Here is a 22,004-nt window from a genome sequence, read left to right on the forward strand (position 1 = left end):
TTCGCCACGGCATCGCCGTCGGCACACGGACGACCTCCGTGTGCGCTCGTCCATGCCGGCGCGGTCTTCGGTGTGCTCCCGTCGACGCTCCGGAGCCGTCCCGTGTGCCGCCACCCCGACTTCGCCGGAAGCGCGCACTCACACACCGGGCGCGGTGGTGAAACGCCGGCAGTGTCGCGAGAGGCGCGCTGCGGCCGCGCGCCGGCACACGGCCGCGGTGTAGTCCGGGACGGGTCGGCTGCGGTTGGGGACGGTCGGACGCGTACCGAACAGGTTTTCAGCTGAACCAGCGGCTGAAGAAGCCCTTCCGGCTGCTCTGGTGCACGGTGGGCGTGTCGTCCTCGCGCGTCGGCGTGCTCGGGACGATCGGTCTCGGGCGCGGCGGGACGAAGTTCTGCGCGGAGCGGTACACCACCGGCGGCGGCTGGGGCGTGTTCGGGTCGAGCTGGAGGTTGTTCAGCAGGTCACGCAGTTGCTCGGCGCTCGGGCGCGCGCCCGGGTCGTTCGCCATGCCGTACCGCAGCACCTCGGTCAGCGCCCGCGGAACGCCGGGGATCTCCGGGACGGGCTGCGCGAACAGGTCCATCAGGGTGATCAGGCTGGGGCTGCGGTCGCCCTGCCAGCGGGGTGGCCGGCCGTTCATGACCGCGTAGAGCGTCGCGCAGAGGGCGTAGACGTCGGCCGCGCCGGAGGGGTTCTCGTGCCGGAACATCTCGGGCGGGGCGTACGCCGGCGTGAGCACCTCGAGGGTGACCGAGGAGTCCCGCATCTCGCCGAGGACGGCCAGGCCGAAGTCGGCGAGCACGGCCGGGTTGAAGTGGGAGTAGAGGATGTTCGCCGGTTTCACGTCGCGGTGCAGGACGCCGTTGGCGTGCGAGTGCACCAGCGCGTCGGCGATCTTGATGCCGACGTCGCGGGCCTCGGCGGGGGTGAGCGGGGAGACGCGCATGCGGTCGAGGTACGACCCGTCGCAGAGCTCCATGATCAGGTACGGGTGCTGATCGACCGTGACGCCGACGTCGAAGAGGTCGACGACGTGCGGGTGCGAGGACATGCGGCCGGCCGCCCGTGCCTCCCGCAGGAATCGGGCCTGGTCACGCGCGTTGTCGAGGGTCCGGTTCTCCATCTTGATGGCGACCTCGCGACCCACCGAATCCTGGGTCGCCCGGTACACGGTCGCATAACCCCCGCGCGCCATAACGGATAAACCGGACATTCCCGGCACGTATGGTACAGGCAGGGCACCAGGCGGAGTCTCCGTCACGGAATAGAAAATACGCCAGGCCGCCGGAAGATCATCCCGGCACGTCAGACGCGTACGCGACAGTTTCCGGTTCGACGCCCGCGAGCGCCAGTGTGTCGCGCAGTTCCTCGGCCGCGGAACGCTCACTGACCTGCTCGGTGGAGTAGGCGAGCCGCACCGCCTCGTCGGCCGACGCGCGCGCCTCGTCGAAGCGCTCGGCCGCCGCCAGCACCCGGGCGCGCACCATCGCGGCGAGCACGCCACTGCGCACGTCCTCGGCCGGCACCTCACGAGCCCGCTCGATCCAGGTCATCGCGGACTCCACCCGGCCCTCGGCGAGCAGGGCCGACGCGTACGCCGCAAGCGCGTGCCGCCGCGAGAAGAGCAGCGACGGCGTCGAGGTGTCACTCGCGATCGGCGCCAGCAGCCCGATCGCGGTACGCGCATCCCCTGCCCGGGTACGCGCCTCGGCCAGCAGCACCCGCGGACCGACCTGAGCCGGGGCGAGCGGGTTGTGCGGCTCCACGGCCACCATCACCCGTTGCGCGTCGGCTTCCGCTGTCGCCAGGTCCCCGCGCTGCAACGCGACGAAGCCGTGCAGCGTGCCGGCCATCCCGAGCAGCAGCGGGTGCCCGGTGCGGTCGGCGTAGATCAGCGCGTCGCTCAGCAGGTCCTGCGCGTGGTCGAGCTCGCCCAGCCCGCGCGCGATCGCGCCCCGGACCACCATGGCGAGCCCTCGGCCCCAGTCGTCGGAGACCTCGTTGAACTCCCGGTACGCCCGCCTGGCCTGCCCGTCGGCGGCGCCCAGGTCACCGAGCTCGGCAGCCGCGTACGCCTCCACGACGCGCAGCGTGCCGACCGCCCAGCCCTCACCGACCCGGTCGCCGAACGGCAGGAAGATCCGGGCGAGCCGGCGCGCCTCCTGCAGCCGGCCGGCCAGCAGCCGGGCGAACGCCGTGGTGCCCCGCAGCCAGGCCCGGCCCACCTGGTCGCCGAGTTCGGCGAAGAGCCGTGCGGCCCGGCCGAGCACCGCGTCGGTGCCGGCGAAGTCGCCCCGGGTGGTGGTCACCCAGGCGAGGTTCTGCAGCGCCCAGGCCTGCCCGTGCCGGTCCCCGGCCGCGAGCGTGACCTGGTACGCGGCGGCGAACCGGCTGCTCGCCTGGCTCAGCTTGCCGGCCAGGAAGTCGGCCATGCCGAGGCGGCGCATCGCGTTCGCCCGCTCGGGCAGCAGCTGCGCCTCGGTCGCCACTTCGAGCGCCTCCTGCCAGGCCGCCACGGACTGACCGGTGTCGCCGAGCGCCTCGTACGCCCGGCCGACCAGGATCAGGGCCTCGGCCCGGCACAGCGGGTCCTCGGCCGACGCCTTCGTGATCTTCTCGCCGGCGGCGAGGGCCTCGTCGGCGCGGCCCAGGCGCAGCAGCGCGCGGGCGTGCACCAGCCGGTCCGGCAGGGGAAGGCTGTTGTTGCTGGTGAGGGCGGTGGCACGTTCCGTGTACTCGATCGCGGCGGCGGGCTCGATGTTGGCCAGCGCCCGGCGGGCCATCCGGCCGAGCGCGGCGACACCGAGCGGCGCCACCTCACGGGCCGTCGCGTCCGGGCGCAGCCGCACCTGGTTGGCCAGCTCGACCGCGCACTCGGCGTGGGTCGCGATGAACGCGTCCCGCTCGTTCTCGGTCAGGTTCAGCCGGACCGCGCCGTCGTGGCCGGGCCGCCGCACCGCCTCCGGCGCCGCCCAGGTCGCCAGGTACGCGTGCCGTTCCGCGAGGTCCGCCTTGCCGATCCCGGCGTACGCCGCCTCCCGCATCAGCGGGGTGGTGAACTGGTAGCCGCCGCGTGACCGGTGCAGCATGCGGCGTTGCAACAGCTCGTCGATGGTCCGCTCGAGCTCGACCGAGGACACCGCACCGGGCCGCGACTCCGCCGCCCGGCGTTCCTGCAGCGCCTCCAGCACGCCGCTCGGCACGGTGGTGCCGGCCACCGACGCGTCCCGCAGCACCGCCCGCGGCTCAGGGGAGAGCGCGTCGATGCGGGCCGCCAGCACGGCGGCCAGATCCCGGGAGAGCAGCTGACTGTCGAGCGAGCCGGCGGTGAGCTGCCAGCGGCCGGCCGCGTTGGCGCCGACCGCCGGGGTGAGCGCGCCTTTCTCCATCAGCAGGGTGACCATCTCGGCCAGGTAGAACGGGTTGCCCTGCGCGGTGGCGAGCAGCCGGTCGTTGTCCGCCTGCGGCAGCTTGCCCCCGTTCAGGTACGACGTGAGCAGCCGGGAGGCGTCCGCACCGCGCAGCGGGGGCAGGGTGTGCACCTCGGCGTCGGCGAGCCGGGTCATCACCCCGGCCGTGCGGACCAGCTCGGGCCGGCCCAGCAGCAGCACGACGACCGGCCCGTCCAGCTGGGAGAGCGTCCCGCCGAGCGCGTCGATGGTGGTGGCGGTGGCGTCGTGCAGGTCGTCGACGATGACCACCAGCGGCGCCTCGGCGGCGAGCGCGTTCAGCAGGCCGGCGACCGCGTTGGAGATGGCCTCGGCGTCGACCCGTTTCGCGCTGGGCGGCCAGTCGGCGGGCGCGATCGGGCCGCCCGGGTTCGACTTCGACTCGCCGTAGCCGAGCAGCACCAGCAGGCGGTCGGTGTCGAACTGCGTACCGAATCGGCTCGCCAGCTTGCGCAGGCGTTCCTCGACGACCGTGCGGCCGACCGTGGCGGTGACGTCCTTGGGCAGACCGGCGGCCTTGCGGACCAGGTCGGCCAGTGGCGCGAAGCGGCGGCGCTCGCCGAACGCGCGGCAGCGCACCCGCAACACCCGGGCGCCGTGCCCGGAGTACGGCCCGGAGCCCACCTCGTAGCCGGCGGCGAGCCGTTTCACCTCACCGGCGAACCGGGACTTGCCGATGCCGGCCTCCGCGGTCATCACCATGATCCGCGGGGTGCCGGAGTCGATCGCCTCGGCGAGCCGGCCGGAGACCCGGCCCAGCTCGGTCTCCCGGCCCACGAACGGCGCCTCGTCGCCGAGGCCGGACCGGGTGCCGGGCGCGTCGTGCAGACCCAGCAGCTCGTACGTCGGCACCGGCTCCCGCTTGCCCTTGAGCCGCAGCGGGCGCAACTGCCGCCAGGAGGCCACGTGCCGGGTGCCGCCGCTGGTCCGCTCGCCGGCGTAGACCGCGCCGACCGCGGCGGCGTCGGCCAGCCGGGCCGCGGTGTTCACCGTGTCGCCGATGACGGTGTATTCGATGCCGGCCTGCATGCCGGCGACCACCTCGCCGGTGTTGAGTCCGACGCGCAGGCCGAGCGGCGCGCCGCCGCCACGCTCGTCGTCGAGCACCCGGCGGACCGCGCGCTGCATGCTCAGGGCGGCGCGGACGGCCCGCTCACCGTCGTCCTCGTGGGCCACCGGCGCGCCGAAGACCGCCATGATCCCGTCGCCGGTCAGCTTGTCCACGTGCCCGCCGAACGTTTTCACCGCGCCGGCGAGCGCGGCCAGCACCCGGTCGGTGACCGCGCCGACCCGCTCCGGGTCCAGGTCCTCCGACCAGGAGGTGAAGTCGGAGAGGTCGCCGAAGAGCACCGTCACGATGCGGCGCTCGGCGGCCGGCAGCGTGGCCGCGTCGAATGACGCCGCGCCGGGCAGGGCGGCGCCGCAGTGGTGGCAGAAGCGCGCGCCGGAGACGGCGACGGTTCCGCAGACGGGGCAGGTCACGGCCGATCCAACCGGTTCGGCCCGGTGCCGGATTCCCGGCGCAGGTGATCGATTTGCGCGCCCGCCGACCACTCGGCCGCGAACCGCACCGCCGGATCGATGTCCGGGTACACCATGTCGACCACCGCGGCCGGGGTTTCCGCTCCGGCCGCCATGGCGGCCGCCACCTGCGCCAGTCGCTCCCGGCGGTGGTCCAGGTAGAAGGAGGCACGCTCGGCGGTGTCGCTGCGGGCCGGTCCGTGACCGGGCAGCATCAACACCTCCGGGTACGTCCTGAGCAGCTCCAGGCTCGACAGATAGGAGCTCAGGTCGCCGTCGGGCCGGGCCACCACGGTGGTCCCGCGGCCCAGGATCGTGTCACCGGTGAAGATCACGCGCTCGCCCTCGCACTCGACGAGAAAACACACCGAATCGCTGGTGTGCCCCGGAGTGTCCAGGACCTGTATTTCCAGCCCGTTCCCACCGAGATGCTCGCGTGGGTCCAAGGGCTCACCGTGCCGGCAGTGCGCCGGGTCGGCGGCCAGCACGGCGGTGCCGCCGAGCAGCTCGGAGAGACGGTCGGCGCCCTCGACGTGGTCATGATGACCGTGCGTGACGAGAATGAACTGGAATGGGCCGTGATCGGCGATCCGCCGCAGGTGACCCTCGTCCAGCGGCCCCGGGTCGATCACGGTGGCGAAATCGGCGCCGGGCGCGCGGAGAATCCAGGTGTTGGTGCCGTCCAGCGTCATCGGCCCCGGGTTGGGTGCTCGCAGCAACGTCACCCAACCCGGTAACCGGTCGACCTGCGTCGACTCGGGCTCAGCACCCCCCATGACCCGAATCGTACGTCGGAGGTGGGGCGGTAGCCGAGACACGATGTCCGTTCCGGTCACCTTGGGTGACCAAAAGGGGCCGAATCACCCGAAGATCACGCCACTTCGGCGATCACTTCGACCTCGACGGGGGCGTTCAGCGGCAGCTCGGACACGCCGACCGCGCTGCGCGCGTGCCGGCCCTGCTCGCCCAGGACCTCGCCGAAGAGGTTCGATGCGCCGTTGATGACGACCGGCTGTCCGGTGAAGCCGGGGGCCGACGCGACGAATCCGGTCACCTTGACGATCTTCACGATCCGGCCGAGCCCGACCAGCGACTCGATCGCGGCGAGCGCGTTGAGCCCGCAGATCTGCGCCAGTTCGGCGGCCTCCTCGGGGCTCACCTCGGCGCCGACCTTGCCGGCCTTCGGCAGCTTGCCGTCGACCAGCGGAAGCTGACCGGAGACGTAGACGTAGTTGCCGGACTGCACGGCCGGGACGTAGGACGCCAGCGGCGGCACCACGGTCGGCAGGGTCAGTCCGAGCTCGGCGAGCTTCGCGTACGCGTCGACGGCGCCCTCACCGGCGACCGGAGCCGGGCCCGTCATGCCTTCGGCCGCTTCAGGTAAGCCACCAGTTGCTCAGGGTTGGGACCGGGCACGACCTGGACGAGCTCCCAGCCGTCCTCGCCCCAGTTGTCGAGGATCTGCTTGGTCGCGTGTACCAGCAGGGGCACTGTCACGTACTCCCACTTCTGCATGACTTGGTTTCTCCCCTATCAGTTGGATCCCTATGGGTCGGATACCGGCACAGCTTAGGACCCCGGCCGAGGGCTGGTTGGCTAGGCTGATCAGCACGTATTGCGACTATGTGACTGCGGAGGGTGAGATGACTCAGGATCCCGGCGGGCATCCGGAGCCGCCACCCTCGCCCGACCCGGAACCACCGCAGCCGATTCCGCCGCCGAATCCCATTCCGGTGCCCGAGCCGCCACACGTGACCACCTACGCGCTACCGGTTGCCGGGAGCGCGCCACCGCCGATCGGGGCGCACCGCGCGGACGACCCGGCCGGGGAGCATCCCACCCAGGTGATCTCCAGCGTGCCCGGCCCCTGGCACGCCCGGCACGAGAAGCCCGGCGAGTGGCAGCACACTCCACCGCAGCACCTGGCGTTCGAGCACTCGGCGCCGCCGGAGCCGATCTGGGTGGGCATGTCGGCCGGGCAGTCCTCGATCCGGCCGGACCGGAGCCGGCGGTCGACAGTGTTCCTGGTGTCGGCGTTCGCGGCCACGCTGGTGCTCTGCGCCGGCGGGGCGGTCTCCGCGTACTTCCTGTTCCGGGACGCCGACAACCCCGGCTCACCGGACCCGGCGACCGCTGTCAACCGGTTCCTGACCGCCGTCTACACGCAACAGGACGCGAACGCCGCCGAGAACCTGGTGTGCCGCAAGTCCCGCGACGACCAGAAGCTCGCCGAGCGGGTGGACCAGATCAGCGCGTATGCCGACGGCTACTCCGGCGCGGTGTTCCGCTGGGACGATCCGGCGGTCTCCAGCACCACCGAGGAGCAGGCCACCGTCGCGGTACGGGTGGTGGTGTCGACGCAGGACGAGAAGTCCGCCGCGCAGGACCTGGAGTTCACCGTCGTCCGTAAGGCCGGTTGGCTGGTCTGCGAAGTCTCCGGCTAGCCGGTGGAGAGGTTGGCCGTAACTTAGATGCATGGGCGAACACCGCAACTGGCCGGAGCGACTGCACGTGGTGACCGGCAAGGGCGGCACCGGGAAGACCAGTGTGGCTGCCGCTCTCGCGCTGGGCCTGGCCGCCGGCGGGCGGCGCACGCTGCTGGTCGAGGTGGAGGGCCGGCAGGGCATCGCGCAGCTGTTCGGCCTGGACCCGCTGCCGTACCAGGAGAAGCGGATCGCCACCACCAGCGGCGGCGGCGAGGTCCGCGCCCTGGCCGTGGACCCCGAGGAGGCCCTCCTCGAGTACCTGGACATGTTCTACAAGCTGGGCGCGGCCGGCCGGGCGCTGCGCAAGGTCGGCGCCATCGACTTCGCCACCACGATCGCGCCCGGTCTGCGGGACGTGCTGCTCACCGGCAAGGTGAAAGAGGCCACCACCCGGGCCGAGAACGGCCGCCGGGTCTACGACGCGGTGGTCCTGGACGCGCCGCCGACCGGCCGGGTCGGCCGGTTCCTGAACGTCACGGCGGAGACCGCGCGCCTCGCCAAGGTCGGTCCGATCAAGACGCAGAGCGACGGCGTCGCCTCGCTGCTGCGCTCGCCGATGACCGCGGTGCACGTGGTGACGCTCCTCGAGGAGATGCCGGTCCAGGAGAGCCTGGACGCGATCGGCGAGCTGACCGCCCTGCACATCCCGGTCGGCCGGATCATCGTGAACGGCGCCCGCCCGGCGCTGCTGCCGGCCGGCAAGGTGACCAAGGCAGAGGTGAAACGGGGGCTGACGGCGGCCGGTCTGCCCACCTCGGCGGGCACGGTGAGCCAACTCACCGCCGAGGCCCAGGCCCACCTGACCCGGCGTGAGCTGGAGGAGTCGCTCCGCCTCGAACTGACCGAGCTGGGCCGCCCGATGCTGGAGCTGCCGCAGCTGCCGGACGGGGTCGACCTGGCCGGCCTGCAGGATCTGGCCGGGCGGCTCCTCCGGGCTTGACAGCCATCCGACCGCCCCAAGGCAGGTCTTGGTCCGATCACGACGCATTACGCTGGAGCGGTGGCTGATTTGACCGCTCCACGACTCGACGTCGACGGCCTGCTCGCCGATCCGGCTGTCCGCATCGTGGTGTGCTGTGGCGCCGGCGGCGTCGGCAAGACCACCACCGCCGCGGCGCTCGGCCTGCGCGCGGCCGAGGTGCACGGGCGCAAGACGGTGGTGCTCACCATCGACCCGGCCCGCCGGCTCGCGCAGTCGATGGGTCTCACCGAGCTGGACAACACCCCCCGCCAGGTGAAAGGCATCGACGTGGCGGGCGGCGGTGAGCTGCACGCCATGATGCTCGACATGAAGCGCACCTTCGACGAGGTGGTGGAGCAGCACACCAAGCCGGAGCGCGCCGCGGAGATCTTCGCGAACCCCTTCTACCAGGCGATGAGCTCGACCTTCTCCGGCACGCAGGAATACATGGCGATGGAGAAACTGGGCCAGCTACGGGCCACCGACGAGTGGGACCTGATCGTGGTGGACACCCCGCCGTCGCGGTCGGCGCTCGACTTCCTGGACGCCCCGGCCCGGCTCTCCCGCTTCCTCGACGGACGGATGCTGCGGATGCTGCTGGCGCCCGCGCGGACCGGAGGCCGGAGCATGTTCAGCCTGGTCACCGCGTCGTTCGGGCTCTTCTCCCGCGCGGTCCAGAAAATCCTCGGCGCGCAGCTGCTGACCGATCTCTCCGGTTTCGTCGCGGCGCTGGACTCGATGTTCGGCGGCTTCCGGGCCCGCGCCGACCAGACCTATCGCATTCTGCAGGACCCGCAGACGGCGTTCCTGCTGGTCGCGGCGCCCGAGCGGGACGCGGTCCGGGAGGCGGCGTACTTCGCGGAGCGGCTGGTGGCCGAGCGGATGCCGCTGAGCGGCCTGGTGCTGAACCGGATGCACCAGACCGAGCCGGCCGGCCTGACAGCCGAGCAGAGCGAGGCCGCCGCGGCGGAGCTGGACGCCGCCGGCGATCAGCCGGTCACCGCCGACGTGCTGCGTATCCACGCGGGTCTGCTGCGGCAGACCGAGCGGGAGGTGCGGGTGGCCGCGACGTTCACCGACGCCTTCCCGGCCGTGCCGACGACGGCTGTCGCGGCGCAGCCCGCCGACGTTCACGACGTCGACGGGCTGCGAACGATCGGAGCGCTGCTCGCGGGACCGGCTGCTTGATCCCCCCGGGCGGCACTCGTGGGATCAGCTGGAGACGAGCACCTTGTCGGCGCCCTTCTCCCGCAGCGCGGCCTCGAACGTCTTCCGCCAGCTCGCCACATGCGGGTGGCGGCGCAGGAGCGCCCGCCGCTCGCGTTCCGTCATGCCTCCCCAGACGCCGAACTCGATGCGGTTGTCCAGGGCGTCGGCGAGGCACTCGTAGCGGACCGGGCAGCTGCGGCAGATCCTCTTCGCCACGTTCTGCTCAGCGCCCTGCACGAACAGCGCGTCAGGGTCGCCACTCTGACACGCCGCCATGCTGGGCCAGTCGCTGATCATCCCCATCGGTAAACGTCCCCCCTTGTTTCCCCCCGACGTCCGCGGACCATGTCCCCCATGCCACGCGGACGCCCTGTGCGATGTCTCGCCGGACCATCATGCTCCGTAGTTGGGCGATTACGCAACGTTGTCCCTCAAATACGTATAGCCCGGTAGTTCCGGGCAAAGCGGCCAGGCCAGGGTGACCGAACGGGGGTATCTTTGGTGCAGAAGCCGAAAAACACTCCGCTAGGCGGAGTGACAGGCCACACTCATATCGGGCGAGGAGGACCTTCTCGCCAGGCGGTCGCGTGCACTGTTCGCGTACCCTGCTCGGGTGACCTCCTGGCTTCGCAGACGCGATCACAACATCTTCACGAACGCGACCTCGCTTTTGATATGCGGCCTGCTGGCCGGCGTGGTCGTGGCCGCCGCTGCTTTCCCCGCCGCGGCGATGACCGGTCTGGCCGCGAAAGCCGGCGGTCAGACGTTCGCGGACCTGCCCAGTGAGCTCAAGGACTTCAGTTCACCGCAGATCACCCGGATCTACGCGTCCGACGGGCGCACCCAGATCTCGCAGTTCTACGACGAGTTCCGCAGCGACGTTCCGCTGAAGGACATCTCCAAGAACATGCAGAACGCGATCCTCGCTGCCGAGGACCGGAAGTTCTACGAGCACAACGGCGTCGACCTCAAGGGCGTCGCCCGGGCATTCGTGGGCAACAGCCAAGGCGGCGCCCAGCAGGGCGCCTCGACTCTCACCATGCAGTACGTGCGGATGTCGCTGGCCTACTCGGCGACCAACCCGCAGGAGGTGATCGACGCGACGAAGGACAGCCCGAAGCGCAAGGTCACCGAGATGAAGTACGCGCTGCAGGTCGAGAAGCAGCTCACGAAGGAGCAGATCCTCGAGCGTTACCTGAACATCGCGCCCTTCGGCAACCAGGCGTACGGCGTCTTCGCCGCGAGCCAGGTCTACTTCAACAAGAAGCCGAAGGACCTGTCGATCGCCGAGTCCGCGATGCTCGCCGGCATGGTGAAGGCCCCGACCAGCTTCAACCCGACCACCCCGTCGGGACACGAGCAGATCACCGACCGCCGCGACAACTACATCATCCCCGCCATGGTCACGCAGGGGTCGATCACGCAGGCGGACGCCGACAAGGCGAAGAAGGAGAAGATCCCCACCAAGGTCCGCTCGGTCGGCAACGGCTGCGCCTGGGTGGCGAAGAACAACTGGGGCTTCTTCTGCGACTACTTCTACCGCTGGTGGCTGGGCCAGGAGGCCTTCGGCGCGACCGAGTACGACCGGGAGCGTCGCCTGAAGAGCGGTGGCTACCGGGTCGTCACCACGCTGGACCTCAAGGGCCAGGCCGGAGCGCGCCGGGAGATCACCGAGCGGCAGACGGACAGCAACAAGAACGCGCTGCTGCTGGCCGGCATCCAGCCCGGCACCGGCAAGGTGCGGCTGCTCGCGACGAACCGGAAGTACAAGCTCGACGACCCGTCGGACCCGCAGAACAAGATCTCCTCGGACCCGAAGAAGGCCGCCAAGGGCATCCGCGGCACGTACCCGAACACCACCAACCCGCTGATGACCGGTGGCGGCGACATCACCGGTTACCAGGCCGGCTCGGTGTTCAAGATCTTCCCGATCATCGCGGCGCTGGAGTCGGGCCTTCCGCTGGGCACGACGATCAAGGCCGAGAAGCAGTACAAGTCCGGCTACATCGTTCAACGCGGCTCGTCGGCCGCCTGTCCCGGCACGCACTTCTACTGCCCGAAGAACTCGGGTGGTGGCGGCGGCGGGGTCTACACGATGTGGTCCGCCTTCGCTAAGTCGATCAACACGTACTTCATCCCGCTCCAGGAACGGATCGGCACCGACAAGGTGGTCGCCGTCGCCAAGCGCTTCGGCGTGCAGTTCCGCGAGCCGAACGACGCCTACATGACCACCAAGGAGGGCGGCGTCGAGCAGTGGGGCGCCTTCTCCCTCGGCGTGACAGCGTCCACGCCGCTGGACATGGCGAACGCGTACGCCACGCTCGCCGGTGACGGCAAGTACTGCCAGCCCACCCCGGTCGAGCAGATCACCACCAAGGACGGCGAGAAGCTCGACGTCGGCAAGCCGCACTGCATGCAGGCCACCACCAAGGACGTGGCCCGGGCCGCTCTCGACGCGGCACGTTGCCCGGTCGGCGACTCGGCCCAGATGGGCGCCTGCAACGGCGCGACCGCCGGTCCGACCAAGGGCATCGTCGGTCACCCGGTGTTCGGCAAGTCCGGCACCACCGACGCCGACAAGACCGCGTCGCTGATCGTCGGCACCACGTCGATCGTGGTGGCGGGCTACATGGTCAACCCGGACTACCCGGACCACAAGGACCACATGTCGCACCCGATCATCAACCCGGCGGTGCAGTACACGGTCGCGAACTACATGAAGGGCAAGCCCAAGGTCCAGTTCAAGAAGCCGAGCAGCACCAAGATCGCGTACGGCGACCAGCGCTCGATCGCGGACGTGACCTGTGACTCGATCGGGTCGGCTCGTGACCGGCTCGAGGGACAGGGCTTCTCGGTCTCGGTCGGCTCGGCCGTCGACTCGAAGTGCCCGGCCGGCACCGTGGCGGGCACCAACCCGTCCGGCCGCACGATCAAGGGCGGCGTCGTGGTGCTGGAGATCAGCAACGGCAAGCAGGACAAGCCGGAGACACCGGAGGGCCAGGCGTCCGAAGAGCCGGGGCGCCCGGGCAACAACAACGGGCCCGGCAACTAGCGGACCGGACGAAAGCGGGCGGGAGATCGAAATGATCTCCCGCCCGCTTCATTTGGTCTCTCAGGCGAGCTGGCGCCGCACCTCGGCTGCCACCCGGCCACCCTCCGCACGGCCCGCAACGGCGGCCTGAGCCGCCTTCATGGCCGGCCCCATCTGCGCCTTGCCGCTGAAGCCACCGGCCGTGAGCGCCTGTGTCACGATCGAGGCGATCTCCTCGTCGGTCAGCTGCTTCGGCAGGTACCGGTCCAGCACCTCGCCCTCGGCGGTCTCCTTCGCCGCCTGGTCGGCCCGGCCCGCGCCGGAGAACGCGGTAGCGGCCTCACGCCGCTTCTTCGCCTCCTTGGTGAGCACCGCCAGCACCTCGTCGTCGGAGAGCTCACGGGCCTCGTCGCCGGCCACCTCGGCGGTGCGCACGGCGGACAGGGCCATCCGCAGCGTGGAGGTGGTCAGCTCGTCCCGGGACTTCATGGCGGCGTGCAGGTCATCGTTCAGGCGGTCTTTCAGCGTTCCCATGGACGGAGAAACTACCCTTGCCGTCATGCGTAAGCGCCCCCTTATCACCGCTGCCGCCGCACTGACCGCCCTGGGTGGCGCGACGTTCGCCTATGCCTCCCTGATCGAGCGCAACTCGTTCGCCCTGCGCCGGTTCGACGTGCCGGTCCTGGAGCCGGATGCCGAACCGCTGCGCATCCTGCACATCTCGGACCTGCACATGATGCCCGACCAGCGCCGCAAGCAGGACTGGGTGGCCGCGCTGATCGGCACCGACCCGGACCTGGTGATCAACACCGGGGACAACCTCTCGTCGCCGCACGCGGTGCCCGGCGTGCTGCGTGCCCTGGAGCCGCTGCTCGACCTGCCCGGCGCGTTCGTCTTCGGGTCCAACGACTACAAGGGCCCGATCTTCAAGAACCCCCTGCGGTACGTGCTGCCCGGCGAGCGGGAGTACGTGCAGGGCAACGACCTGCCCACCGAGGATCTGCGGGCCGCCCTCACCGACGCCGGCTGGGCCGACCTGAACAACGCGCGCACCACGCTGAAAGCGGGCGGCCGCTCGATCGAGCTGGCCGGCGTCGACGATCCGCACATCAGCCAGGACGACTACGGCTCGGTGGCCGGCCCGATCAGCCCCGGCGTCGACCTGCACCTCGGCGTCACCCACACACCGGCGTCCCGGGTCCTCGACGCGATGGCCGCCGACGGCTTCGACCTGCTGCTGGCCGGGCACACCCACGGCGGCCAGGTCTGCGTGCCGCTGGTCGGCGCGCTCACCACCAACTGCGACCTCCCGCTCTCGATGGCGAAAGGCCTGCACCGCTGGCCCGGCTCGGACTCCTGGCTGCACGTCTCGGCCGGCCTGGGCACCCACCCGACCGCCCCGATCCGCTTCGCCTGCCGCCCGGAGGCCACCCTGCTCACCTTGATATCGCGCTGACCTGCGGTTTCGTGGATTAGGGGTACCCGTTTTCGCGGAGCCGGGACAGTCGGCTAGTATTTCTCCTGCAGCTCGGGGTGTGGCGCAGCTTGGTAGCGCGCTTCGTTCGGGACGAAGAGGCCGTGGGTTCAAATCCCGCCACCCCGACCACGTAGTTGCAGGTAAGGCCCGGTCCCCTCAGGGGAGCCGGGCCTTCCGCTTGTCCGGGGCACAAACACATCCGCGTGTGGATTTGAGGCGCGGATCGCACCCCGACTCCACACGCTCGGCCGGACTCACCCCTCCGTGGGGAATCGCGGCGCCGAGCGCGCCCGAACTCCACACCCTGGAACGGGCCGGTGCTACACAGCGAGCTGAGGCCGCGGGACGACCGTGCGGGGCGCGACCTGCTGGGGTACGGCGTAGGGGCCGATCATCTGCTCGACAGCGGGCGCCACCGAGGGGCGGTCGCCGAGCTGCATGAGCCTCGTGGCGCGGGCCAGGGAGCCGGTTTCGCCGTCGCGGAAGCCCTCGCGGTAGCCGCGCTCGTAGCGTTCGCCGCGGCCTAGGGCACGGCCGAGCGCGAAGCACGAGGAGCCGGCGAGGGCGAGCAGGAAGAGCATCGCGAAGGGTGTCACAGAACTTTCCTTCCGGGGCGCAAGCCACTTAATAGGCGAAAAATACCCCAAACGGACATACTTTGCGGTATTGCATGGAGCAAGTACCTCTACGGGTGACGGAAAAGCGTCCCGGGGCATGTGACAAGCTGGGACCTTGTGACTGACTCCGACCTCGCCCGCCAGGTTCGCACTGTGAGCCGGCTGACCGGCGAATTCACTCTGCGCTCCGGCCGCACCGCTACCGAATACTTCGACAAGTACCAGTTCGAGGCCGACCCGGTGCTCCTCGACAAGCTGGCCGAGCAGCTGGCAGTGCTGATCCCGGAAGGCACCGAGGTCCTCGCCGGCCTGGAGATGGGCGGCATCGCGGTCGTCACGGCCCTGGCCCGGCACGCCAAGCTGCCCACCGCGTTCGTCCGCAAGCAGGCCAAGAAGTACGGCACCGCCCGGCTCGCCGAGGGTGCCGAGGTGGCCGGCCGGCGGGTTCTGATCGTCGAGGACGTGGTGACCTCCGGCGGACAGGTCGTGCTCTCCACGAAGGACCTGCGGCGCCTCGGGGCGCACGTGGACCACGCGGTATGCGTGATCGACCGGCAGGAGGGGGGCGCGCAGGCGCTCGCCGACGAGGGGATCACCCTGCGGGCGCTGCTGACCCGCGCCGACCTGGACGCGGTCGCCTAGCTGACGCGACGCGGTCGCCAAGCTGGACGCGACGCGGTCGCCTAGCTGACGCGATCGCCTAGCTCTGAGCGGTCTCCTGGCGGACCCAGTCGGCGTAGGCCGGGTTCGCCGCCAGGATCGGCAGCGCGAGCACGCAGGGCACGTCATACGGATGCTCGGCGCCGACCCGCTCGATGATGCGGTCCACCAGATCCACGCGAGTGTGCAGGGCCACCCGGGCCTCCGGGTCGTCCTGCACCTCGCCGTCCCAGCGGTAGATCGAGCGGATCGCTGCGACCTGCTGACCGCAGGCGGCCAGCCGGTCGGCGACCAGGCGGCGGGTGAACCCGGCCAGCCACTCCGGATCGGCGGCCGTGATCACGACCTCGCAGATGTCCGTGGTCATGCGTCCTTCTTCCCGAACTCGGCAGCGAGCAGCTCGGCGATCTGGACCGTGTTCAGCGCCGCGCCCTTGCGCCGGTTGTCCCCGGTCACGAAGAACGACAGGGCGCGCGGGTCGTCCATCGCCCGGCGGATCCGGCCCACCCAGGACGGATCGGTGCCGACCGCGTCGATCGGCATCGGGAACTCGCCCGCCTCCGGATCGTCCACCACGATCACACCCGGCGCGTTGCGCAGCACCTGACGGGCCGCGTCGGCGGTCACCTCGGCGGCGAAGACCGCGTGCACCGCGATCGAGTGGCCGGTCACGACCGGGACCCGGACGCAGGTCGCCGAGACCTTGAGCGCCGGCATGCCGAGGATCTTGCGGGATTCGTTGCGGAGCTTCAGCTCCTCGGAGGACCAGCCGAGTGCGGCCAGCTCACCGGACCACGGCACCACGTTGAGCGCCAGCGGTGCCGGGAACGGTCCGAGATCGTCGCCGACGGCCTGGCGCACGTTGCCGGGACGGGAGCCGAGGAGCCTGTCGCCGGCCACCTTGGTGAGCTGATCGTGCAGGGTGTCCACACCGTCCTGGCCGGCGCCGGAGGCCGACTGGTACGACGCCAGGACCAGCTCACGCAGGCCGAACTCGTAGTGCAGCGGCGCCACCGCCATGATCATCGCGGCGGTGGTGCAGTTGGCGCTCGCCACGATTCCGCGCGGGCGGTACCCCAGGACCTCGCGGTTCACCTCGGGCACCACGAGCGGCACGTCCGGTTCCATCCGGAACGCGGACGAGTTGTCGACCACGATGGCGCCACGGGCGGTCGCGATCGGCGCCCACCGCACCGAAACGGCGTCGGGAACGTCGAACATCGCCACGTCGACGCCGTCGAAGGCTTCGGCGGTCAGTTCTCGTACTTCAAGCTCCTCGCCCCGGCAGGTGAGCACCTTGCCACTGGAACGGGCGGAAGCGATGAGCCGGATCTCGCCCCAGACGTTGCGCCGGGACGAGAGCAGCTCGAGCATGACGGAACCGACGGAGCCGGTGGCTCCGACGACGGCGAGCGTGGGCTGCGCCATCGCGCGGGTTACCGGCCGGTGCCCGCGTAGACGACGGCCTCCTCGTTGCCACCCAGATCGAACTGGTCGTGGACGGCACGCACCGCGGTGTCGAGGTCGGTGTCGCGGCAGACGACCGAGACCCGGATCTCCGACGTGGAGATCATCTCGATGTTCACGCCGGCCGCGCCGATGCAGGCGAAGAAGGCCGCCGCGACGCCCGGGTGCGAGCGCATGCCGGCGCCGATCAGCGACACCTTGCCCACGTGGTCGTCGAAGAGCAGGCTCTTGAACTTGATCTGGTCCTTGATCTTGTCAAGGGCGGTCATCGCGGTCGGGCCGTCCGCCTTCGGCAGGGTGAACGAGATGTCCGTGCGACCGGTGCCCTCGGTGGAGATGTTCTGCACGATCATGTCGATGTTGATCTCGGCCTGGGCGACCGTCTCGAAGATGCGACCGGCCGAGCCCGGCTCGTCCGGGACGCCGACGATCGTGATCTTGGCCTCGCTGCGTTCGTGCGCGACCCCGGTGATCAATGCTTGCTCCACGTCAGGGTCCTCCATCGATCCGGTGACGAGCGTGCCTTCTTTATTCGAGTACGAAGAGCGTACGTGGATCGGCACCTTGAAGCGGCGCGCGTACTCCACGCATCGCAACATCAGCACCTTCGCCCCACCCGCCGCAAGCTCGAGCATCTCCTCGTACGTGATCTGCTTGATGTGCTTGGCGTTCGGCACGATCCGGGGGTCGGCGGTGAAGACGCCGTCCACGTCGGTGTAGATCTCACACACGTCCGCGTGCAGCGCCGCGGCCAGCGCGACGGCCGTGGTGTCCGAGCCACCGCGGCCCAGCGTGGTGATGTCCTTGGTGTCCTGCGAGACGCCCTGGAAACCGGCGACGATGGCGATCGCGCCCTCGTCGAGCGCGGTGCGCAGCCGGCCCGGCGTGACGTCGATGATCCGGGCCTTGCCGTGCGTCGAGGTGGTCAGCACGCCGGCCTGGGAGCCGGTGTAGGAACGAGCCTCGTACCCCAGGTTGTGGATCGCCATGGCGAGCAGCGCCATCGAGATCCGCTCGCCGGCGGTGAGCAGCATGTCCATCTCGCGGCCCGGCGGCAGCGGGCTGACCTGGTTCGCCAGGTCCACGAGCTCGTCGGTGGTGTCGCCCATCGCCGAGACGACGACAACGACGTCGTCGCCCGCCTTGCGGGCGGCCACGATGCGCTCGGCCACGCGCTTGATGCGCTCGGCCGTCGCCACCGAGGAGCCACCGTATTTCTGCACCACTAGAGCCACGGCAAACCATTCCTTCCAGCTCAGTCCTGCCCACCCTAGCCGCGCGGCCACGACCGCTCGACAGGCGATCCCAGAATCCGGCCACCCGGGCGCGACACGCCGGAGCCCACTGAAGCAGCACGTTGACCGGCCCGGCCAGAATGACCCGATGCGCCGTTTCGCGTTCACCGTCACGCTGCTGGCGCTGGCCCTGACCGCCGGCTGCTCCGGCGACACTCCGGAGCAGGCACCCAGCTCACCGGCGCCCTCGGTCGTGGCCGGGCCGGCCGCCGACGCCAGCGACGCCCTCGCCGGCCTGGCCGCGCTCGCTCTGGACCGCCGGTACGCGGCGCTCTACACCTGGGACGTCGGCGACAGCCAGCCCCGCAACGTCATCGCGATGGTGGCGAACGACGGCAGCTGGCGGGTCGACATCCCGCGCGGCGCCCAGGGCGGCACGACCGACGTGTCGATCGTGCGCACCGCCGCCGGCGTGCACCAGTGCACGCTCGGCGTCACCTCCACCTGCGTCCTGGTCGCCGACCACGGCGAGAAGGTGCCGGGCAGGTACGACCCCCGGGTGCAGCGCCTGTTCCGGCAGTGGCTGCCCGCCTTCACCGATCGGCACGAGGCGCTCGCGGTCTCCGCGGTCCAGCCGCTGGCCGGCGCGCAGGGCTCCTGCTTCTCGGTCGACTCGGTCGCCGCCGGGCTGGACGCGCCGGTCGACGTCGGCATCTACTGCTACGCCCCGGACGGGCTGCTCACCGCGGCGCGGGTCAACTTCGGGGTGCTGAAGCTGGTCAAGCAGATCGCGGCGCCGGCCACGGTCCAGCTGCCCGGCCCGGTGATCTCCGGCACGCCGATGGGCATGGACGCGGTCGTCGCGCCGTCGGCGGTCGCGCCGTCAGCGGTCGTCGTGCCGTCGGCGGTTCCCGCGCCGAGCTGAGCGGCGGCCACCACGTGGTTCCCACGATCCGGTCGTTCCATTAGCCACCTCGAAACGGATCACGTAACGTCGGTGACGACATGTGGCAGGTGAACCTTCTCCTTCGCTGCCGCGACGAGGCCCCATCCCAGGCCGGCACCTCGTCGCGGAGGTGACGCGCGCCGCCTGCTCGTCTTCTTTCCTGACTGGAGCAGTCACATGTCCGATGCCTTCAAAACCCAGCGTCCCAGCGCCATGCCCGTCCAGCGCTACGAGGCGTACCAGAAGCAGTTCGATGTTCCGCTGACCGACCGGCAGTGGCCCTCGCGCGTGGTCGAGACCGCCCCCCGCTGGTGCGCGGTCGACCTGCGGGACGGCAATCAGGCGCTGATCGACCCGATGTCCCCGGAACGCAAGAAGCGCATGTTCATGCTGCAGGTGAAGATGGGCTACAAGGAGATCGAGGTCGGCTTCCCGGCCGCCAGCCAGGCCGACTTCGACTTCGTCCGCCAGCTGATCGAGCAGGACCTGATCCCGGACGACGTCACGATCCAGGTGCTGGTGCAGTGCCGTGAGCACCTGATCGACCGGACGTTCGAGTCGATCCGCGGCGCCAAGCGGGCCATCGTGCACTTCTACAACTCCACCTCGACGCTGCAGCGGCGCGTGGTGTTCGGCCTGGACAAGGACGGCATCACCGACATCGCGACGACCGGCGCCCGGCTCTGCCAGAAGTACGCCGAGATCCACACGCCGGACACCGAGATCTTCTACGAGTACTCGCCGGAGTCGTACACCGGCACCGAGCTGGATTACGCGCTGGAGATCTGCTCGGCCGTCATCGACGTGATCGACCCCACCCCGGACCGGCCGCTGATCATCAACCTGCCGGCCACCGTCGAGATGGCGACGCCGAACGTCTACGCCGACTCGATCGAGTGGATGCACCGCAACCTGCCGCGGCGCGACAGCGTCATCCTGAGCCTGCACCCGCACAACGACCGGGGCACCGCTGTCGCCGCCGCCGAGCTGGGCCTGCTGGCCGGGGCGGACCGGATCGAGGGCTGCCTGTTCGGCAACGGCGAGCGCACCGGCAACGTCGACCTGGTGACGCTGGGCCTGAACCTGTTCTCCCAGGGCATCGACCCGCAGGTGGACTTCTCGAACATCGACGAGATCAAGCGGACCGTCGAGTACTGCAACCAGCTGCCGGTGCACGAGCGGCACCCGTACGCGGGTGACCTGGTCTACACCGCGTTCTCCGGCTCGCACCAGGACGCGATCAAGAAGGGCTTCGCCGCGCTGCAGGACGACGCCGACGCGGCCGGTGTGGAGATCGACTCCTTCACGTGGGGCGTGCCCTACCTGCCGATCGACCCGAAGGACGTGGGCCGCACCTACGAGGCGGTCATCCGGGTCAACTCGCAGTCCGGCAAGGGCGGCGTGGCGTACATCATGAAGGAAGAGCACAAGCTGGACCTGCCGCGCCGGCTGCAGATCGAGTTCTCCGGCGTGGTGCAGCACCACACCGACGCCGCAGGCGGCGAGGTCGGCCCGCAGCAGATGTGGGACATCTTCGCCGGCGAGTACCTGGTGGAGCACCAGGCCACCTCGGCGTTCACCGTGGAGAGTTACAGCACCGCGACCGTCGACGGCAAGGTCGAGATCGACGTCGAGGTCTTCCACCGCGGCGTACGGCGTCCGCTGGCCGGCGTCGGCAACGGCCCGATCGCCGCGTTCGTGCAGGCCGTCGAGCCGCTGGGGATCAACGCCCGGGTGCTGGACTACCAGGAGCACGCGCTGACCTCGGGCGGCGACGCGCAGGCCGCGGCCTATGTGGAGGTTCAGGTCGGCGATGCGACCTACTGGGGCGTCGGCATCGACGCCAACATCGTGAGCGCGTCGATCAAGGCAGTGACCAGCGCGATCAACCGCGCACGCTGAGATTCACCCCCGCGTGCCGCCGACGGGCGGCACGCGGGGTTCGCACTTAGGCTGGCGTCGTGCCACGCTACAACGCCCCCCTGGTTCTGACCGTCACCCTCGCTCTCACCGGCTCTCTCGCCCTCACCGGGTGCGAGGTCGTCGACGCCGGCGCCACCGGCGGGTCCACACCGACCGACGCCACCGACACCCACGCCGAACTGGACGGACTGACCGTCGCCGCGGCCGGCAGCATGAAGGGTTACACCCGGGAGAAGTTCCCCCACTGGCGGGACACCGGTTCGAACTGCGACGTCCGCGACTCGGTTCTGGAGCGCGACGGCGAGAAGGTCAAGCGCTCCGGCTGCAACGTGGTCGCCGGCACCTGGCGCAGCCTCTACGACGATGAGGTTCTGAACTCGCCGACCAAGGTGGACATCGACCACATGGTTCCGCTCGCGAACGCCTGGCGGTCCGGCGCCTCGAAGTGGGACAACGACAAGCGCGGCGACTTCGCCAACGATCTGGACCGCCCGCAGCTGATCGCGGTCTCGGCGAGCTCGAACCGGTCGAAGGGCGACCAGGACCCGTCGACGTGGAAGCCGCCGGCTCGGGACAGCTGGTGCACGTACGCGCAGGACTGGGTAACCGTGAAGAGCTACTGGAAGCTGACCGTCACCGAGAAGGAGAAGGTGGCGCTCAACGACATGCTGGAGACCTGCTGATGGCTTCTCCCGAACAGAGCCCGACAAAAGAGCAGAGCCCGACAAAAGAGCAGAGCCCGACCACCGGGCAGAACCGGACCACGGACATCGTTCCCGGTCCGGGCGGCGTGATGACCGACGAGGTCGGCGTCGTCACCGGTGACCTCACCCTGCGGACCGAACTCTCCGGCGGCGACGTGGTGCTGCGCGTGCAGTACAAGGACGCCGAGGAGTGGTACGCGGTCACCGGCGGCAAGGCGCCCCTCGCCGACCCGGCCGACCTGGAGGCCGTCCACGCGATCGCCGTCGGTCTGCTGCATCGTCCATGATCGCTTCTATTGGAAAGCTTCTGTACAG

At 70.3% G+C, this 22,004-nt stretch carries 21 protein-coding genes and 1 tRNA gene; 11 read left to right on the plus strand and 11 right to left on the minus strand.

Annotated elements, in window-relative coordinates; genetic code table 11:
- Positions 1 to 277 precede the first annotated feature (277 nt).
- From AB0F72_RS29345 to AB0F72_RS29365, 5 genes are all read right to left on the minus strand, one after another.
- Positions 278 to 1,264 (minus strand): serine/threonine-protein kinase, encoded by a 987-nt coding sequence (locus AB0F72_RS29345; protein WP_360437551.1) that lies wholly within the window; start codon positions 1,262 to 1,264, stop codon positions 278 to 280.
- 31 nt (positions 1,265 to 1,295) lie between these two features.
- On the minus strand, positions 1,296 to 4,934 hold the full coding sequence (locus AB0F72_RS29350) for an adenylate/guanylate cyclase domain-containing protein (RefSeq protein ID WP_360437554.1): 3,639 nt from the start codon (positions 4,932 to 4,934) through the stop codon (positions 1,296 to 1,298).
- Positions 4,931 to 5,749 (minus strand): MBL fold metallo-hydrolase, encoded by an 819-nt coding sequence (locus AB0F72_RS29355; RefSeq protein ID WP_360437557.1) that lies wholly within the window; start codon positions 5,747 to 5,749, stop codon positions 4,931 to 4,933. Before AB0F72_RS29355 ends, AB0F72_RS29350 begins: the two co-directional genes overlap by 4 nt.
- A gap of 95 nt (positions 5,750 to 5,844) precedes the next feature.
- Positions 5,845 to 6,336, minus strand: coding sequence for a RidA family protein (locus AB0F72_RS29360; protein WP_360437560.1), 492 nt, complete (start codon positions 6,334 to 6,336; stop codon positions 5,845 to 5,847).
- Positions 6,333 to 6,488: a DUF4177 domain-containing protein gene (locus AB0F72_RS29365; protein WP_014447928.1), complete on the minus strand. Its 156-nt coding sequence runs from the start codon at positions 6,486 to 6,488 to the stop codon at positions 6,333 to 6,335. Before AB0F72_RS29365 ends, AB0F72_RS29360 begins: the two co-directional genes overlap by 4 nt.
- A gap of 128 nt (positions 6,489 to 6,616) precedes the next feature.
- On the opposite strand from AB0F72_RS29365, the gene AB0F72_RS29370 reads away from it, so the two are divergent.
- The 3 genes from AB0F72_RS29370 (at position 6,617) to AB0F72_RS29380 (ending at position 9,608) form a co-directional block, all read left to right on the plus strand.
- A complete protein-coding gene (locus AB0F72_RS29370; RefSeq protein ID WP_360437564.1) occupies positions 6,617 to 7,417 on the plus strand; it encodes a hypothetical protein in 801 nt (266 codons plus the stop codon).
- A gap of 31 nt (positions 7,418 to 7,448) precedes the next feature.
- The gene (locus AB0F72_RS29375) at positions 7,449 to 8,399 is read left to right on the plus strand and encodes an ArsA-related P-loop ATPase (RefSeq protein ID WP_360437567.1); all 951 of its coding nucleotides are present in this window, start codon (positions 7,449 to 7,451) and stop codon (positions 8,397 to 8,399) included.
- A 69-nt stretch (positions 8,400 to 8,468) separates the two neighbouring features.
- Positions 8,469 to 9,608, plus strand: coding sequence for an ArsA family ATPase (locus tag AB0F72_RS29380; RefSeq protein WP_360437708.1), 1,140 nt, complete (start codon positions 8,469 to 8,471; stop codon positions 9,606 to 9,608).
- Between the two features lie 24 nt (positions 9,609 to 9,632).
- Here the strand turns inward: AB0F72_RS29380 and AB0F72_RS29385 are convergent, their stop codons facing one another.
- On the minus strand, positions 9,633 to 9,932 hold the full coding sequence (locus tag AB0F72_RS29385; RefSeq protein ID WP_014447932.1) for a WhiB family transcriptional regulator: 300 nt from the start codon (positions 9,930 to 9,932) through the stop codon (positions 9,633 to 9,635).
- A gap of 310 nt (positions 9,933 to 10,242) precedes the next feature.
- Here AB0F72_RS29385 and AB0F72_RS29390 point away from each other — a divergent pair, with 310 nt between their 5' ends.
- Positions 10,243 to 12,681: a transglycosylase domain-containing protein gene (locus AB0F72_RS29390; protein ID WP_360437571.1), complete on the plus strand. Its 2,439-nt coding sequence runs from the start codon at positions 10,243 to 10,245 to the stop codon at positions 12,679 to 12,681.
- A gap of 60 nt (positions 12,682 to 12,741) precedes the next feature.
- On the opposite strand, the gene AB0F72_RS29395 is transcribed toward AB0F72_RS29390, so the two are convergent.
- Positions 12,742 to 13,194, minus strand: coding sequence for a GatB/YqeY domain-containing protein (locus AB0F72_RS29395; RefSeq protein ID WP_360437574.1), 453 nt, complete (start codon positions 13,192 to 13,194; stop codon positions 12,742 to 12,744).
- A gap of 25 nt (positions 13,195 to 13,219) precedes the next feature.
- On the opposite strand from AB0F72_RS29395, the gene AB0F72_RS29400 reads away from it, so the two are divergent.
- Positions 13,220 to 14,116 (plus strand): metallophosphoesterase, encoded by an 897-nt coding sequence (locus AB0F72_RS29400; protein ID WP_360437577.1) that lies wholly within the window; start codon positions 13,220 to 13,222, stop codon positions 14,114 to 14,116.
- A gap of 73 nt (positions 14,117 to 14,189) precedes the next feature.
- A tRNA-Pro gene (locus tag AB0F72_RS29405) sits at positions 14,190 to 14,266 on the plus strand.
- Between the two features lie 191 nt (positions 14,267 to 14,457).
- On the opposite strand, the gene AB0F72_RS29410 is transcribed toward AB0F72_RS29405, so the two are convergent.
- Positions 14,458 to 14,733: a hypothetical protein gene (locus tag AB0F72_RS29410; protein ID WP_360437580.1), complete on the minus strand. Its 276-nt coding sequence runs from the start codon at positions 14,731 to 14,733 to the stop codon at positions 14,458 to 14,460.
- Between the two features lie 138 nt (positions 14,734 to 14,871).
- Between AB0F72_RS29410 and pyrE the strand changes: the two genes are divergently transcribed.
- Positions 14,872 to 15,396: an orotate phosphoribosyltransferase gene (gene pyrE / locus AB0F72_RS29415; RefSeq protein WP_360437583.1), complete on the plus strand. Its 525-nt coding sequence runs from the start codon at positions 14,872 to 14,874 to the stop codon at positions 15,394 to 15,396.
- 58 nt (positions 15,397 to 15,454) lie between these two features.
- Here pyrE and cutA read toward each other — a convergent pair whose 3' ends face one another.
- Genes cutA through AB0F72_RS29430 form a run of 3 tightly spaced genes read right to left on the minus strand, consistent with a single transcriptional unit; the run spans position 15,455 to position 18,116 of the window.
- Complete coding sequence (gene cutA / locus AB0F72_RS29420; RefSeq protein WP_360437586.1) at positions 15,455 to 15,781, minus strand: divalent-cation tolerance protein CutA; 327 nt, start codon at positions 15,779 to 15,781, stop codon at positions 15,455 to 15,457.
- Complete coding sequence (locus AB0F72_RS29425) at positions 15,778 to 16,842, minus strand: aspartate-semialdehyde dehydrogenase (protein ID WP_360437589.1); 1,065 nt, start codon at positions 16,840 to 16,842, stop codon at positions 15,778 to 15,780. The genes cutA and AB0F72_RS29425 overlap by 4 nt, the downstream gene beginning before the upstream one ends.
- A gap of 8 nt (positions 16,843 to 16,850) precedes the next feature.
- Complete coding sequence (locus AB0F72_RS29430) at positions 16,851 to 18,116, minus strand: aspartate kinase (protein WP_014447941.1); 1,266 nt, start codon at positions 18,114 to 18,116, stop codon at positions 16,851 to 16,853.
- A 148-nt stretch (positions 18,117 to 18,264) separates the two neighbouring features.
- Between AB0F72_RS29430 and AB0F72_RS29435 the strand changes: the two genes are divergently transcribed.
- The 4 genes from AB0F72_RS29435 to AB0F72_RS29450 all read left to right on the plus strand — a co-directional run bounded on the left by AB0F72_RS29435 (position 18,265) and on the right by AB0F72_RS29450 (position 21,976).
- A complete protein-coding gene (locus AB0F72_RS29435; protein WP_360437593.1) occupies positions 18,265 to 19,041 on the plus strand; it encodes a hypothetical protein in 777 nt (258 codons plus the stop codon).
- Between the two features lie 198 nt (positions 19,042 to 19,239).
- Entirely contained in the window at positions 19,240 to 20,964 is a 1,725-nt protein-coding gene (leuA, locus tag AB0F72_RS29440; RefSeq protein WP_360437596.1) for a 2-isopropylmalate synthase, read from the plus strand.
- 59 nt (positions 20,965 to 21,023) lie between these two features.
- Complete coding sequence (locus tag AB0F72_RS29445; protein WP_360437599.1) at positions 21,024 to 21,668, plus strand: HNH endonuclease family protein; 645 nt, start codon at positions 21,024 to 21,026, stop codon at positions 21,666 to 21,668.
- Positions 21,563 to 21,976 carry a hypothetical protein gene (locus AB0F72_RS29450; protein WP_360437711.1) on the plus strand — a complete coding sequence of 138 codons (414 nt, stop codon included), beginning with the start codon at positions 21,563 to 21,565 and terminating at the stop codon, positions 21,974 to 21,976. The genes AB0F72_RS29445 and AB0F72_RS29450 overlap by 106 nt, the downstream gene beginning before the upstream one ends.
- Positions 21,977 to 22,004 lie beyond the last annotated feature (28 nt).

The sequence above is a fragment of the Actinoplanes sp. NPDC023936 genome (assembly GCF_040639325.1).
GTDB lineage: Bacteria > Actinomycetota > Actinomycetes > Mycobacteriales > Micromonosporaceae > Actinoplanes.

Excerpts from the sequence above, each read along its gene's own strand:
- AB0F72_RS29365 (WP_014447928.1), bottom strand. The coding sequence starts at position 6,488 with ATGCAGAAGTGGGAGTACGTGACAGTGCCCCTGCTGGTACACGCGACC.
- AB0F72_RS29370 (WP_360437564.1), top strand. The coding sequence starts at position 6,617 with ATGACTCAGGATCCCGGCGGGCATCCGGAGCCGCCACCCTCGCCCGAC.
- AB0F72_RS29395 (WP_360437574.1), bottom strand. The coding sequence starts at position 13,194 with ATGGGAACGCTGAAAGACCGCCTGAACGATGACCTGCACGCCGCCATG.
- leuA (WP_360437596.1), top strand. The coding sequence starts at position 19,240 with ATGTCCGATGCCTTCAAAACCCAGCGTCCCAGCGCCATGCCCGTCCAG.
- AB0F72_RS29385 (WP_014447932.1), bottom strand. The coding sequence starts at position 9,932 with ATGGGGATGATCAGCGACTGGCCCAGCATGGCGGCGTGTCAGAGTGGC.
- AB0F72_RS29435 (WP_360437593.1), top strand. The coding sequence starts at position 18,265 with ATGCGCCGTTTCGCGTTCACCGTCACGCTGCTGGCGCTGGCCCTGACC.
- AB0F72_RS29400 (WP_360437577.1), top strand. The coding sequence starts at position 13,220 with ATGCGTAAGCGCCCCCTTATCACCGCTGCCGCCGCACTGACCGCCCTG.
- AB0F72_RS29375 (WP_360437567.1), top strand. The coding sequence starts at position 7,449 with ATGGGCGAACACCGCAACTGGCCGGAGCGACTGCACGTGGTGACCGGC.
- AB0F72_RS29360 (WP_360437560.1), bottom strand. The coding sequence starts at position 6,336 with ATGACGGGCCCGGCTCCGGTCGCCGGTGAGGGCGCCGTCGACGCGTAC.
- cutA (WP_360437586.1), bottom strand. The coding sequence starts at position 15,781 with ATGACCACGGACATCTGCGAGGTCGTGATCACGGCCGCCGATCCGGAG.
- AB0F72_RS29425 (WP_360437589.1), bottom strand. The coding sequence starts at position 16,842 with ATGGCGCAGCCCACGCTCGCCGTCGTCGGAGCCACCGGCTCCGTCGGT.
- AB0F72_RS29355 (WP_360437557.1), bottom strand. The coding sequence starts at position 5,749 with ATGGGGGGTGCTGAGCCCGAGTCGACGCAGGTCGACCGGTTACCGGGT.